The sequence below is a fragment of the Stenotrophomonas sp. YJH_SMC_131 genome (genome assembly GCF_059367975.1).
The window spans coordinates 417,885-432,196 of the sequence record NZ_JCAFRJ010000003.1 but is presented as its reverse complement, the minus strand read 5'-3'; the positions used below and the strand labels follow the sequence as shown (position 1 = coordinate 432,196).

The window sequence follows — 14,312 nt, the reverse complement described above, 5'->3', positions numbered from 1 at the left end:
TTCCACACCATTCAATTCTTGCAGGAGAGAGCAGGGGATGAAGGCTTACAGCATCAAGCGGGCGGCGTTGTGCGTCGCTCTCGGGGCGTGTCTGGGCGTGATCGCGCCCAGCGCATTCGCACAGGATGGTTCAGTGGTCGGCCGGCTGGTCAGCGATGCCGGCCAGGTACCGGCCGGTGCCACGGTGACCGTACGCAACCCGGCAACGGGCTTCGTGCGCTCCGTGCAGGCCGAAGCCAACGGCAGCTACCGCATTCCGCTGCTGCCGGTCGGCACCTATGACATGGAGGTGAGCCTGCCGGGTGGAGGCGCCAGCCGTGTCGGCCAGGTGACGGTCAGTCTCGGCAGCGCGACCACGGTGAACGTGCCGCTGGGTGCGGTCAGTACCCTGGGCACGGTCGAAGTGCGGGCGCCGCAGGTGGTGTCGATGGTGGATGTGAAGTCCACCGAGTCGGCCACCAACATCACTCGCGAGGAGCTGTCGCGCCTGCCAGTGGACCGTGACATCACCGCGGTGGCGCTGCTCGCGCCGGGCGCGGTGAAGGGCAAGGGGTCGCTGGGCGGGCAGGGCATTTCCTTCGGCGGTTCGTCGGTGGCCGAGAACACCGTCTACATCAATGGCCTGAACGTCACCGACTTCTACAACCGGGTCGGCTTCTCGTCGGTGCCGTTCTCGTTCTACCAGGAATTCCAGGTCAAGACGGGCGGCTACTCGGTGGAGTTCGGGCGCAGCACCGGCGGCGTCATCAATGCGGTGACCCGCTCGGGCAGCAACGATTTCAAGGCCGGTGCCGAACTGGTGTTCGAGCCGCGCGCGTGGCAGTCGCAGGCACGCGACCGCTACGACGGCAGCGGCAGCCGCTACATCACCGCCAGCCGCGATGACTACAGCCGCAGCGCGCTGAATGTGTTCGCTTCCGGTGCGCTGGTGCAGGACCGCCTGTTCTTCTTCGGCATGTACGAGGCGCGCGACTACCGTCCCACCTCGACCAATGATGCCGGCACGCGCCTGAGCCAGGGCAAGGCCGATGATCCGTTCTGGGGCGGCAAGATCGATTGGCAGATCACCGACAACCAGATGCTGTCGCTGTTCGGCTTCTCGGACAAGAGCAAGACCCTCACCGACGTCTACGCTTACGACTACGCCACGGGGCAGACCGTGGGCGAGCGCAGCAACCAGATCTACAACACGGTGGGTGGCAAGAACTGGTCCGGTACCTACAGCTGGCAGGTCAACAACGACCTGACCATGAAGCTGATGTACGGCGAGAACAAGCGCAACCGTGTGCAGAGCTCGTTGATGGACCAGAACTGCAACCGCGTGTTCGACAACCGCACGGCCGGCCAGGGCGTGCCGCCGTCACTGCAGGGCGACCGCAGCTGCACCAGCAGCTCGCAGCTGGAGTCGGCGCTGGACACGCGCAAGGCCGCGCGCGCGGACTTCGAATGGACGTTGGGCAACCACCTGCTGCGGTTCGGCCTGGATCGGGAAGAGAACACCTCCGATTACAGCCGCGCCTATCCGGGCCCGGGCGGCTTCCGCTACGACATCTACTACCGCACTCCCGGCAGCTCGCTGAACGGTGGCGTGGTGCCGGCCAGCGGCGTGGTCGTGCGCACCCGTCGCTATGAAGTGGACGGGGCCTTCGAGACGATCAACTCGGCCTACTACCTGGAAGACAACTGGCAGGTGACGCCGAATCTGCTGCTGAACATGGGCCTGCGCCTGGAAGCCTTCGACAACAAGGGCGGCGACGGCAGCAGCTACATCAAGATCGACGACATGCTGGCCCCGCGCCTGGGCTTCTCCTGGGACGTGCGCGGCGATGGCACGACCAAGGTGTTCGGCAACCTGGGCCGATACTTCCTGCCGGTGGCCAACGTCATCAACATCAAGCAGGCCGGTGGATTCCTCGACGAGCGCACCTGGTACGAGTTCCTCGGCTACACCGGCGCAGCCAACAACATCCCCAACCTGGGCGCGCAGATCGGCCCGGTGGACAACTCGCAGGGCGACGGCAGCGTGCCGGACCTGCGCGCGGAAGTGAACCGGGACATGGACCCGGTCTACCAGGATGAAGCGATCCTGGGCTTCCAGCAGATGATCAACGAGGCCTGGTCGGTAGGCGCCAGCGTGACCTACCGGCGCCTGCACAATGCCATCGATGACATGAACATCACCGCGACCGGCCAGTGTGGTGCCATCGACGGCGTGTGGATCATGGGCAACCCGGGGCGCACCAACACCGTGTGGGGTGACACCGACTGCGACGGCCGCAACGATGGCTGGATCAGCATCGACACCTCGAAGGAAGGTTGGGCGCTGTATGACGACAACGGCAATTATGTCGGCCAGCGCGGCTGGGTGAAGCCCAAGCGTGACTACAAGGCGCTGGAACTGCAGGTCGACCGCGCGTGGGACGGCAAGTGGGGCTTCAATGCGTCCTACACGCTGGCCTATGGCCGCGGCAATGCCGAGGGTCCGGTCAACTCCGATACCGACTTCGCCGATGCCGGTCGCACCGAGAACTTCGACAATCCGTGGGTGAACTACGGGGGCTACGGCTACCTGGCCAACGACCGCCGCCACCAGCTCAAGTTCCGCGGCAGCTACGCATTGACCGAGAACCTCAGTGTGGCGGCTACGCTGGGCGTGCAGTCGGGCAGCCCGATTACCCGCTTCGGCGCCGGCAATCCGTTCGACGACACCGACTTCCACAGCTACTACGTGTGCGTGTCCAACTGCCAGGCGACGGTTCCATCCCAGCGCGTGTTCGTGCATTCGCCACGCGGTGGCGATGGCCGCACGCCCTGGACCTATGACCTGGACGTGAGCGTCTCGTACAAGGTACCGATTCCCACCGATCTGCGCCTGAAGCTGGCGGTGTACAACGTGCTCAACCAGCAGCGCGTGGTGACCGTGGACCAGGACTACGAGCCGCAGGACAGCATCGGCACGCCGAACCCGCTGTACCGCTACGGCACCGGCTTCCAGTCACCGCGCTATGCGCAGTTGACCGTGACATGGGCCTACTGAAGCCCGCACGGCAGGCTCGAAACTGTGTCTGCGCGGCGGCGCTGGCGGTGTTCCCGGTTGCGGTGGCACAGACCACCGCGACCGCCTCCCTCGATGCCGATGTCGCTGCCGTCGTCCAGCTCGAGCACCTGCCCGGGCTGGCGATGGCGGTGGTCGACAACGGGCAGGTGGTCTATCGCCACGCCGAGGGCGCGCGTGGCGATGGCGGCCGCATCGACGAGGACACGTTGTTCAAGATCGCCTCCAACAGCAAGGCGATGACTGCTGCACTGCTGGCGCGGCTGGTGCAGCAGGGCAGGCTGCGCTGGGATGATCCGTTACAGCGGCATCTGCCGGGCTTCCGCATGCACGATGCGTGGGTGGGCCAGCAGATGCAGGTGCGCGACCTGCTGATCCACAACAGTGGCCTGGGCCTGGGCGCCGGGGACCTGATGCTGTGGCCGGAGCCGAACGCGTTCACCCGTGCCGACATCATCGCCGCATTGGCGCATCTCAAGCCGGTCAGCAGCTTCCGCAGTCACTATGCCTACGACAACCTGATGTACGTGGTGGCCGGTGAAGTGGCCGCTGCGGCGGGCGGCAAGCCGTATGACCAGCTGATGCGCGAGCAGGTGTTCGAACCACTGGGCATGACGCGCTGCCAGGTGGGGGCGTGGTCGGTGAAACGCGTGGGCAACGTAGCGCAGCCGCATGCCTGGCGTGGCGAACGCAATGAAGTGGTGAACGCCGATGGTGGAACCAGCCCGGACCTGCCGTCGATGGCGGCCGGCGGCATCCGTTGTTCGTTGCGCGACATGACGCGCTGGATGCAGGTGCTGCTCGATCCCACCCTGGCGCCCGGCTGGCTGGACACGGAGCAGCGCCGCACGCTGTGGACCCTGCACATGCCGATGCCGCTGGGTGAACGCCAGCGGCGCTGGGACAACGCGCACTTCTACGGCTACGGCTATGGCTGGCGCGTGTCCGACATGGACGGCCAGTGGAAAGTGGCGCACACCGGCACGTTGTCGGGCATGTACTCGTCGCTGGCGCTGCTGCCTGATCGCCGGGTGGGCGTGGTGATGCTGATCAACGGCGAAGGCGAGGACGCACGTATGGCCCTGATGCAGGCCGCGCTGAAGCGCTTCACCGCAGCGGACGATGCGCGTCCGGCGATGGAATACCTGGCCGAACTGAAGGCTGACCAGGCAACGCGGGCCGCGACCGGCCATTCGCGGCCATCCACCGCGGCGGCGCAGGAGACGAGCCGCATGGACCTGTCCCGCTGGCAGGGCCGCTACCGCGATCCGTGGCTGGGCGCGGCCTCGCTTTGCCCGGGCAAGGATGGCCTGCGTTTCAGCGTGGACAAGTCGCCCCGGCTGCAGGCCACGGTGCTGCAGCTGCAGGGGCGCTGGCTGCTGCGCTGGGATACGCTGGGCGACGAGGCGCAGGCGTGGTTGCAGCCAGGCGAAGCCCCGGCACCGACGCTGGACCTGCGCGCCATCGACCCGGACATCGACTTCAGCTATGACTTCCAGGACCTGCATTTCACTCGTACTGGCGACTGCGCTGGCGGCGACCACCCGCGCCGCTGAGCCACCGCGCGTTTCACCGGCAGCCGACGCGGCCAGCGCCGGACTGGTGGAGATCCGCACGTTGTCGCCGCGCATCGACCTGGACATCCGCTACGCCGGTGCCAACAACTTCACCGGTGCGCGCGTGCCCGGCTACGAGGCGCCATCGTGTTATCTGCTGGCGCCGGTGGCGAAGGCGCTGGCACAGGTGGAACAGGACCTGCGCGGCGATGGCTTCGGCCTGCGCCTCTACGACTGCTACCGGCCGGTGCGTTCGGTGCAGGCCTTCATGGCCTGGGTGAACGATCCGCGCGAGCGCTCGCGCAAGGCACAGCAGTACCCGGACCTGGACAAACCACGGTTGCTGGCCGACGGCTACATCGCCGAGCGCTCTGGCCATAGTCGTGGCGCCACGGTTGATCTGGGCCTGCTGGATTGCCGCAGCGGTGCATGCACGCCGCTGGACATGGCCACCGACTTCGATTTCTTCGGTCCACGCGCGCATACGCAGGCAAGCGGATTGAGCGATGCGCAACAGGCCAATCGCCAGCAGCTGGTGCGCGCGATGGCGCGGCGGGGCTTCGTCAACTATCCGCAGGAGTGGTGGCACTACACCCTGCAGCCCGAACCGGATCCCGGCACCGCGTACGACGTCCCGGTACGGTAGGGGCATCGGCAGGGCTGCGCCCCGCCTCTGACAGTTTCCCGCGTGGTCCGTTGTAGAGCCGAGCCCATGCTCGGCTGCTCATTGTTCAATCGTCGAGATATTCGATTTGGATGGAGATTCATCCACGCATGGCGTGGATCCACTGTGGCTGCCGATTGGGTCCGGCGCAGATCCCTTACACTGGCCGCCTTCTCATCCCAGCCCACCCGATGAACCTTCCCCTGCACTTCGGCCTGCTCGGCACCCTGGAAGCCGGCGCCATCGCCCTGCTGGTCGGGCTGCTGGTGTACTTCGTGTGGTCGCGGCTGTGCCGGCTGCTGCACTGGTCGGTGGGACATGCGATCGGCTGGTCCTGCGTCATCTCGGTGGTGGCCTCCGCTGGCATCGATGCGTGGAAGCTGTTCTACATGGGCATCGTGCGACTGGAGTCGCCGCTGTACGCGCGCCTGTTCCTGGCCACCATCCACGATCCGAACGAGCTCGGCAGCCGTGTCGTGCTGGAAATCGCCGGCGCGCTCGCCGGTGTCGCCTTGGGATGGGTGTTGTTCAGTTCGCGGTCATTGGAAAAAACCGTCGACTGACGCAGGTTTTTCGTTGCCTGCCGGTTAAATGCAGAGGCGTTGAATGCGCATCTTATGAGCCGCTCACTCCTCGCTAACCAGCGCGCTAAAGCATGCGTGGATGCGAGTGGTTAATCGTGCGTGTGGAGGCCGGTCGCGGCCCAAAATCGATTCAGAAACGCGGTGGCAGGGTAGGTGCCGTGCGGAAACAACAGGCCGCGCAACACCACCCAATATGCAGGAGACACCCCTGATGACTATTCGCAACCGCAAGCCCCTGATCGCCCTGATCGTCGCCGCTGGCAGCGTGCTGGCCATTCCGGCGATGGCCCAGTCGGCCAAGCAGCAGGCCGCACATGCGCAGAATGAAGCGGCGCAGGCCCAGCAGGCGGCAGCACAGGCCGGGCAGGCGGCTGACCAGGCGACCGATGCGGCCGCAGCGGCCTCGGCGCAGGCCAACGGTGGTGGCCAGACCTGGGCCAGCATCGATACCGATGGCAACGGCACCATCAGCAAGACCGAGGCGCAGGTGAACGCCGGCCTGGCCCAGGTGTTCGACCAGGCCGATACCAACAAGGACGGCGAGCTGAGCGCCGACGAGTACAAGGCCTACGTGGCCGCGCAGCAGGCCGGTGCGGGTGCCGGCGCGGCGCAGGGCCGCTGATCCAGACCTGATTCGGGAAGACCGGTGCATGGGGACCCGGGCGGCTGCGGCCGCCCGGGTTTTTCTCGTCATCGCCACCCCTGTATCCTTGGCCGATGAACACGTCCACGCCTGCGCCGTCGCGCGCCATCGGCCTGGTCGGTTTTGACGGTGACGACACGCTGTGGAAGAGCGAGGACTACTACCGCAAGGCCGAGCAGGATTACCTTGACCTGCTGTCGCGCTATGTCGACGTGCACGACACCCAGACCGCGCGCCACCTGCTGGAAGTTCAGCAGCGCCACCTGGGCACCTTCGGCTACGGCGTGAAGAGCATGACCCTGTCGATGATCGAAGCGGCCATCGACATCACCGGCCAGCGCATCGAGGCCAAGGACATCCAGCGCATTCTGGATATCGGCCACGATACCCTGCGCCACCCGGTGGAACTGATCGACGGTGTGCGCGAAGCCGTGGCGGCCATCGCCGAGCACTACCCGGTAGTGCTGATCACCAAGGGCGATCTGTTCCACCAGGAAGCGAAGATCAAGGTCGCCAACCTGGCCGAGCTGTTCCCGCGCATCGAGATCGTTTCCGAGAAGGACCCGGAAACCTACGCCCGCGTGCTGGCCGAATTCGAACTGCCGATGCAGCGCTTCGTGATGGTCGGCAACTCGCTGCGCTCGGACATCGAGCCGGTGGTGACCCTGGGTGGCTGGGGCGTGCATACCCCGTACGCGGTGACCTGGGCCCATGAGACCCAGCACGGCGTGGCCGACGACGAACCGCGCATGGTCACCGCCGATACCGCCCACGACTGGCCGGCCGCACTGGCGGCGATCGAGGCCAAGGCCGCTGCGGCGGCCTGACAGGGCCCGGCAGCTGCGGCAGAATCGGGGCATGAACGTTCGACTGCGCGCGCTGTTGTTGTCCCTGCTGCTGGCGCCGGCCACCGTGCTGGCCCAGCAGACCGCCGAGCGTTCGGCTGCGTATGAGGTGGCAACCGGTGACCGCTGGATCGATGCCCAGTTGCAGGACATCAACCATTACGCCGAACGCTACCCCGATGCCTTCCTCGATGAAGTGTCGCGCTACGCCGATGTCCCCCGCGGCTACATCAATGCGCTGTTCACCACCCATGGCTGGCAGGCCGGGGATATCTATTTCGCCTGCTTCTGGGCCAAGGCCAGCGGCCAGACCTGCCGCGACAGCGTTCGCGCCTTCAGCCAGGACCCGGAGGGCGGCTGGGAAGCGGTGGTGAAGCGCATGCCGGCCAAGCCGGACAACCTGCATTACCGCGCTGTGCGGCATGCCATCGTGGCCAGCTACCAGCACTGGGACCGGCCGATCACCCTGGATGCCACCCTGAAGCGCCAGTTGAAGCGGTAGTGCCGGCCGTTGGCCGGCAACTGCACCCTTCCAGGCATCAGGAGGTTGCCGGCCATGTTGCTCTGCGTATCGCCGCCGCCGCGCGCTCCGGCGACAATACGGGTCCGAGCTGTTCCCCGTTCCCGTAATCGAGTGACTGATGAGCGCCTCTTTCGTTTCGCCTGATGTGATCCGCCGCCTGTTCGCGCAGGCCATGTCCCGCATGTACCGCACCGAAGTGCCGCTGTACGGCACGCTGGTGGAACTGGTGGAGCGGATCAACGCGCAGGTGCTTGCCCAGGACCCGGCACTGGCCGCGCAGCTGCAGCGCAACGACGAGCGAGCGCGCCTGGACGAAGAGCGCCATGGCGCGATCCGCGTCGGCACCGCGCAGGAGCTGGCGACGCTGCGCCGCCTGTTCGCGGTGATGGGCATGTACCCGGTCGGCTACTACGACCTGTCGGTAGCCGGCGTGCCGGTGCACTCCACCGCGTTCCGCCCGCTGACCGGCGCCGCGCTGGCGCAGAATCCGTTCCGCGTGTTCACCTCGCTGCTGCGCCTGGAGCTGATCGAAGACGAAACCCTGCGTGCCGAGTCGGCGAAGATCCTGGCACGCCGCCGCATCTTCACCGACGGCGCACTGGCGCTGATCGACCAGGCCGAGCGTGACGGTGGCCTGTCGCAGGCCGACGCCGAGCGCTTCGTCGACGAAGCACTGGAAACCTTCCGCTGGCACGGCGATGCCACGGTCGATCTGCCGACCTACCACGCGCTGCACAATGCGCACCGCCTGGTGGCCGACGTGGTCAGTTTCCGTGGCCCGCACATCAACCACCTGACCCCGCGCACGCTGGACATCGACGCAGCGCAGGCGGCAATGATCGAGCACGGCATGGCGGCCAAGGCGGTGATCGAAGGGCCGCCGCGCCGCGCCTGCCCGATCCTGCTGCGCCAGACCAGCTTCAAGGCGCTGGAAGAGGCCGTGCATTTCCCGGATGCGGACGGTGGCGATGCCGGCACCCATACCGCGCGCTTCGGCGAGATCGAACAACGCGGCCTTGCGCTGACCCCGAAGGGCCGCGCGCTGTACGACCAGCTGCTGTCGCAGGCACGCGATGCCGGTGGCGAAGGCAGTACCGGTGGCGACTACGGGCAGCGCCTGCAGGCGGTATTCGCCAGCTTCCCGGATGACCATGACACGCTGCGCCAAGAAGGATTGGGCTACTACCGCTACCAGCTGACCGACGCCGGCCGCGCCGCGCCGGAACGCGTGGCCGATCTGCCTGCCGAAGTGCTGGTGGCCGCCGGCCTGGCCACGGCCGATCCGATCGTCTACGAGGATTTCCTGCCGGTCAGTGCCGCGGGCATCTTCCAGTCGAACCTGGGCGGCGAAGAACAGCGCGCGTATGCCGCGCACGCCAACCGCGAGGCTTTCGAGCAGGCGCTGGGCGTGGCGGTGAATGACGAGTTCGAGATCTACGAGCGGCTGCAGGCTGAGTCGCTGGCGGCGCTGCGCACCGCGTGAAGGTAGAGCCGGGCGCTGGCCGGCTGTAGGGGAAGCCGGCCAGCGGCCGGCTCTACCCGATGTCCGGACCCGGGGTCAGCCCTTCATCGTGCCCGTATCCAGCCAGCGCTGGTGCCACGACAGTGCTTCGGGCAACAGGTGCGGGGTGTGCTTGCCGTAGCTTTCGCGGCTGGCACGGTCGAAGTAATCCTGCAGCTGCGGGCGGAAATCCGGGTGCGCGCAGTTGTCGATCAGCACCTGCGCGCGCTTGCGCGGGGTCAGGCCACGCAGGTCGGCCAGGCCCTGTTCGGTGACGATCACCGACACGTCGTGCTCGGTGTGGTCGACATGGCTGGCCATCGGCACGATCGCCGAGATGGTGCCGTTCTTGGCAGTGGACGGGCTCAGGAACGCCGACAGGAAACCGTTGCGGGCGAAGTCACCCGAACCGCCAATGCCGTTCATGATCCGCGTGCCCATCACGTGCGTCGAGTTGACGTTGCCGTAGATGTCCACCTCGATCATGCCGTTCATGCCGATGCAGCCCAGGCGGCGCACCAGTTCCGGATGGTTGGAGATCTCCTGCGTGCGCATGATGATGCGCTCGCGGTAGAAATCGATGTTCTCCTTGAACGTCTCGTTGGCCTGCGGGCTCAGCGCGAAGCCGGTACACGAGGCGTAGCTCAGCACGCCATCGCGCAGCAGGTCGAGCATGCCGTCCTGGATCACTTCGGTGAACGCGGCCAGGTCGCGGAAACCGCTCCTGGCCAGGCCGGCCAGCACGGCGTTGGGGATGTTGCCCACGCCCGACTGCAGCGGCAGCAGGTTCGGCGGCAGGCGGCCCTTCTTCACCTCGTGCTTGAGGAACTCGATCAGGTGCGAGGCGATCTGTTCGCTGGTCGCATCGATCGGACTGAACGGGCTGTTGCGGTCCGGGCCGTTGGTGCGCACCACGGCCACGATCTTGTCCGGGTCGCAGCGCAGCGCGGTGTCGCCGATGCGGTCGTTGGCGTTCACCAGCGGAATCGGCTTGCGGTGCGGTGGCAGCGCGGTGCCGTAGTAAATGTCGTGCATGCCGTCGACGCCGGCCGGTTGCCATTCGTTGACCTCGACGATCACCTTCTTGGCCAGGTCCAGCCAGGTCTTGTTGTTGCCGACCGAGGTGGAGGGCACCAGCGAGCCATCTTCGCGGATGGCCGAGACTTCGATCACGGCGGTATCGATCTCGCCGTAGAAGCCGAACCACACGTGCTGGGCGACGTGGCTGAGGTGGATATCGATGTAATCCAGCTTGCCCTCGTTGATGCGGTTGCGCGCATCCGGATCGCTCTGGAACGGCATGCGCATGGCGATGCCATCGGCCTTGGCCAGCGCGCCATCAAGTTCCGGCGCGGTGGAGGCACCGGTCATCAGCTTGATCTGGAAGGGCTGGCCCTGGGCGTGCACCGCTTCGATGCGGCGGGCCAGTTCCACGGGAACGGCCTTGGGATACCCGGAGCCGGTAAAGCCGCTCATGGCCACGGTTTCACCGGGCTGGATCAGCGCGGCTGCGGCCTCGGCGGAGACCACGCGGTCACGAAGACGCGCGTTGGCGATGCGATCAACAGACATGACGACAGTGTTTCTGGGGGGAAAGCCGATTATCGGCCATCCTCATCCGTACGGGGGGTTCTACCTTCGTGGAATGGCTTTTCCCCACGGGGGTCACCCATACCCACCGGTTTTGTTTTGCAGTGCAGCGTGCAAAGTGCTTTCGCAGCCCGCACGATGGCCCTGCATCCCGACGTGGGGGAGGGAGCAGAGCCCGCTGGCAGTTCGCTGCAAGCGGGCTTTTTTATTGCCTGCCGCCCAGTATGAATGCGCGGCACCCCTTCGGGGTCGGATCCTTTTGCCAAGGGCAAAAGGCTCTGACCCCAGCAGCGGCATCAACCGGCGGCACCTCGGGGTCAGAGCCCTTCGCCGTTGGCAAAGGGATCCGACCCCGCGAGAATCAGCGCATGACCCTCGCCCCCGCTGACCTGCCCGCCTCCCTGCAGCCTCTTGTCGACCGCGCCCTGGCGCGCCTGGCCCAGGTCCTGCCCGAGCCCGTTCCGGCCGAGCTGCTGCCGCTGCTGACCCGGCTGGCGGTGGCCAGCGACTTCGCGCTGGACACCCTGGTGCGGCAACCGGCGCTGCTGGCGCAGCTGGCCGCCCCCGACTGCCCGCCGATCCCGGCGCCGGTGCTCGATCCGCTGCAACCCAGCGACTGGCCGGCACAGCTGCGGCGCTGGCGCACCGCGATGTCCACGCGGCTGATCTGGCGTGACCTGGCCGGGCTGGACGACGTGGCGCAGACCCTGGCTGGCGCCACCACCCTGGCCGAGGATTGCCTGCGGCTGGCGCTGGACGCCCTGCAGCAGGAATTCGCACAGCGGCACGGCGTGGTTCGTGATGGCGCAGGCGTCCCCCAACAGCTGGTGGTATTCGGCCTGGGCAAGCTCGGCGGTGGCGAGCTCAACTTCAGTTCCGATATCGACCTGGTCTATGCGTACCCGCAGGGCGGCGAATCCGATGGTCCGCGCGCGCTGGCCGCCGAGGAGTATTTCGCCCGCCTCGGCCAGCGCCTGGCCAAGCTGCTGGACGAAACCACGGTCGATGGCTTCAGCCACCGCGTCGACCTGCGCCTGCGCCCGTTCGGCAGCGCCGGTCGCGTCGCGCTGTCGTTCGCGGCGATGGATCAGTACTTCCAGCGCGAAGGCCGCGACTGGGAGCGCTATGCGTGGCTGAAGGCGCGCGCGGTGGCCGGCGACATCGACGCCGGCGAAGCGTGGTTGCAGACCCTGCGCCCGTTCGTATACCGCCGCTACCTGGATTTCACCGCGCTCGACGGCCTGCGTGAGATGAAGGCGGCGATCACCGCCGAAGTCGCGCGCCGCGAGCTGCACGAAGACATCAAGCGCGGCGCCGGTGGCATCCGCGAAATCGAGTTCCTGTGCCAGGCGCTGCAGCTGATCCGCGGTGGCCGTGAGCCGGCGCTGCGCGAGCGCCGCCTGCTGGTGGCACTGGACGCGCTGGTGGCCGCCGGACAGATTGCGCCCGACGATGGCGCTGCGCTGCGCGAGGCCTACCTGTTCCTGCGCCGGTTGGAGAACCGCCTGCAGATGCTGCGCGACGCGCAGACCCACGTGCTGCCCAGCGACGCGCTGGACCGCGCGCGCATTGCCATCGGCCTCGGCTACCCGGATTGGGAGGTGCTGCGCGCGGCACTGGCCGAACAGCAGCAGCGGGTCAGCACCGAATTCGCCGCGCTGCTGGCCCCGCGCAAGGGCCAGGCCGCGCCCGACGCGCTGGCCAACTACTGGCGCAGCCTGCCCGAGGGCAGCAACGCGCCGTTGCTGGCCGAAGCCGGTTTCCTCGATGCCAATGGCGCAGACCAGTCGCTGCGCGATTTCGCCCAGGGCACCGGCGTGAAGTCATTGTCCGATGCGGCGCGTGCGCGGCTGGATCGCGTACTGCCCGCGTTGCTGCATGCGGCCACGCGTTCGCCGCAGCCCGATGCCGCGCTCAAGCGCGTGCTCGGCCTGCTGCAGGCGGTGCTGCGCCGGACCAGCTATCTGGCGCTGCTGGACGAACAACCGAGCGCGTTGGCGCGTCTGGTCGATGTGCTGGCGCGCAGCGCGCTGCTGGCCGAGCGGCTCGCCGCGTACCCGCTGTTGCTGGACGAACTGCTGGACGTGCGCGTGTCCGGACCGATGCCCGATGCGGCCGGCATGCTGGCCGAGTGCCAGCAGGTGCTGGCGGTGGAAGATCCCGAATCGGCACTGCGCTGGCTCAACGAGACGCGGCTGGCGCTCAGTTTCCGCATGGCGATGGCCACGCTGGACGGCCGCCAGGGCGCGGTGGACAGCACGCGGCAACTGGCCGAACTGGCGCAGGCGGTGGTGGTCACCGTGCTGGCGATGGCCGAGGCGGACATGCGCGCCGCGCACGGCGCGATTCCCGGTGGACGTTTCGCGATCATCGGCTACGGCAGCCTCGGCGGGCTTGAACTGGGCTTCGGTTCCGACCTGGACCTGGTATTCCTGCACGACAACCCGGCCGGCGTGGAGGCCAGCGACGGCGCGCGTCCGCTGGAGCCGGGGCGCTGGTATGCGCGGCTGGCGCAGAAGGTGATGGCGCTGCTCGGTGCGGTCACCGCCGCCGGCCGCCTGTACGACATCGACGTGCGCCTGCGCCCGGATGGCGGCAAGGGGTCGCTGGTGTCTTCGCTGGCCAGCTACACCGAATACCAGCGCGAACGTGCGTGGACCTGGGAACACCAGGCGCTGGTGCGCGCGCGTGGCGTGGCCGGCGATGCCAGCCTGCTGGCCGATTTCGAGCAGGTGCGTGCACAGACGCTGGGGCGTGAGCGCGACATGGATGTGCTGTATGCCGACGTGCTGAAGATGCGTGGGCGCATGCGCACCGAACTGGACCGCAGCGACGCCGCACGGCTGGACCTGAAGCAGGGTGCGGGCGGCGTGGTGGACCTGGAATTCCTGCTGCAGACCGGTGTGCTTGCGCGCAGTGCGCGGCACGTGGCGTTGCTGCAGCCGCGCGATACGCCGTCGTTGATCAATGCGTTGGCTGGTGTTGGTTTCCTGCCGGATGCCACTGCGCAGGCGCTGCATGGCGCGCACGCCACGCTGTTGGACGTGGGCCTGGCCTGCACGCTGGACCGCCGCCCGCGGCTGGCCCCGACCACGCCGGCGATTGAAGAGGCGTGTGCAGCGATTACGGCGGCGTGCAGAGCGGCAGAGCTGCCGTTCGCCTGAGTGCCGGATGGCGGAGGACTGCAGTTGGTAGATGCCAACCTTGGTTGGCATGAATGCCAAGCGCCAACCAAGGTTGGCGACTACCGGATCAATGGCCCTGCGATGCCCGCTCCTGGTGGGTGCCGACCGTTGGTCGGCACAATCTGTCGGCACCCACCGGATCAATGGCCCTTCGATGGCACGCCGT

The 14,312-nt window shown here is 67.2% G+C and carries 10 protein-coding genes; 9 read left to right on the top strand and 1 reads right to left on the bottom strand.

Annotated elements, in window-relative coordinates; translation table 11 throughout:
* The first annotated feature begins 37 nt into the window (after nucleotides 1–37).
* The 8 genes from AC5P56_RS09365 to hglS all read left to right on the top strand — a co-directional run bounded on the left by AC5P56_RS09365 (nucleotide 38) and on the right by hglS (nucleotide 9,353).
* Complete coding sequence (locus AC5P56_RS09365) at nucleotides 38–3,037, top strand: TonB-dependent receptor (protein WP_495231556.1); 3,000 nt, start codon at nucleotides 38–40, stop codon at nucleotides 3,035–3,037.
* Nucleotides 3,025–4,611, top strand: a complete 1,587-nt coding sequence (locus tag AC5P56_RS09360; RefSeq protein WP_495231555.1) for a serine hydrolase — start codon at nucleotides 3,025–3,027, stop codon at nucleotides 4,609–4,611. The genes AC5P56_RS09365 and AC5P56_RS09360 overlap by 13 nt, the downstream gene beginning before the upstream one ends.
* Entirely contained in the window at nucleotides 4,544–5,257 is a 714-nt protein-coding gene (locus tag AC5P56_RS09355; protein ID WP_049441432.1) for a M15 family metallopeptidase, read from the top strand. The genes AC5P56_RS09360 and AC5P56_RS09355 overlap by 68 nt, the downstream gene beginning before the upstream one ends.
* Before the next feature lie 209 nt (nucleotides 5,258–5,466).
* Nucleotides 5,467–5,838 carry a hypothetical protein gene (locus AC5P56_RS09350; protein ID WP_046428249.1) on the top strand — a complete coding sequence of 124 codons (372 nt, stop codon included), beginning with the start codon at nucleotides 5,467–5,469 and terminating at the stop codon, nucleotides 5,836–5,838.
* A gap of 232 nt (nucleotides 5,839–6,070) precedes the next feature.
* Nucleotides 6,071–6,481, top strand: coding sequence for an EF-hand domain-containing protein (locus AC5P56_RS09345; RefSeq protein WP_014035758.1), 411 nt, complete (start codon nucleotides 6,071–6,073; stop codon nucleotides 6,479–6,481).
* A gap of 95 nt (nucleotides 6,482–6,576) precedes the next feature.
* Nucleotides 6,577–7,329: an HAD family hydrolase gene (locus tag AC5P56_RS09340; RefSeq protein WP_014645722.1), complete on the top strand. Its 753-nt coding sequence runs from the start codon at nucleotides 6,577–6,579 to the stop codon at nucleotides 7,327–7,329.
* 31 nt (nucleotides 7,330–7,360) lie between these two features.
* Entirely contained in the window at nucleotides 7,361–7,849 is a 489-nt protein-coding gene (locus AC5P56_RS09335; protein ID WP_049405514.1) for a hypothetical protein, read from the top strand.
* A gap of 139 nt (nucleotides 7,850–7,988) precedes the next feature.
* Nucleotides 7,989–9,353 carry a 2-oxoadipate dioxygenase/decarboxylase HglS gene (gene hglS, locus AC5P56_RS09330; protein WP_014645724.1) on the top strand — a complete coding sequence of 455 codons (1,365 nt, stop codon included), beginning with the start codon at nucleotides 7,989–7,991 and terminating at the stop codon, nucleotides 9,351–9,353.
* Between the two features lie 75 nt (nucleotides 9,354–9,428).
* Here hglS and scpC read toward each other — a convergent pair whose 3' ends face one another.
* Nucleotides 9,429–10,943 (bottom strand): succinyl-CoA:acetate CoA-transferase ScpC, encoded by a 1,515-nt coding sequence (gene scpC / locus AC5P56_RS09325; RefSeq protein ID WP_032960979.1) that lies wholly within the window; start codon nucleotides 10,941–10,943, stop codon nucleotides 9,429–9,431.
* A 386-nt stretch (nucleotides 10,944–11,329) separates the two neighbouring features.
* On the opposite strand from scpC, the gene glnE reads away from it, so the two are divergent.
* Nucleotides 11,330–14,125 (top strand): bifunctional [glutamate--ammonia ligase]-adenylyl-L-tyrosine phosphorylase/[glutamate--ammonia-ligase] adenylyltransferase, encoded by a 2,796-nt coding sequence (gene glnE / locus AC5P56_RS09320; protein ID WP_495231554.1) that lies wholly within the window; start codon nucleotides 11,330–11,332, stop codon nucleotides 14,123–14,125.
* Nucleotides 14,126–14,312: the final 187 nt, after the last annotated feature.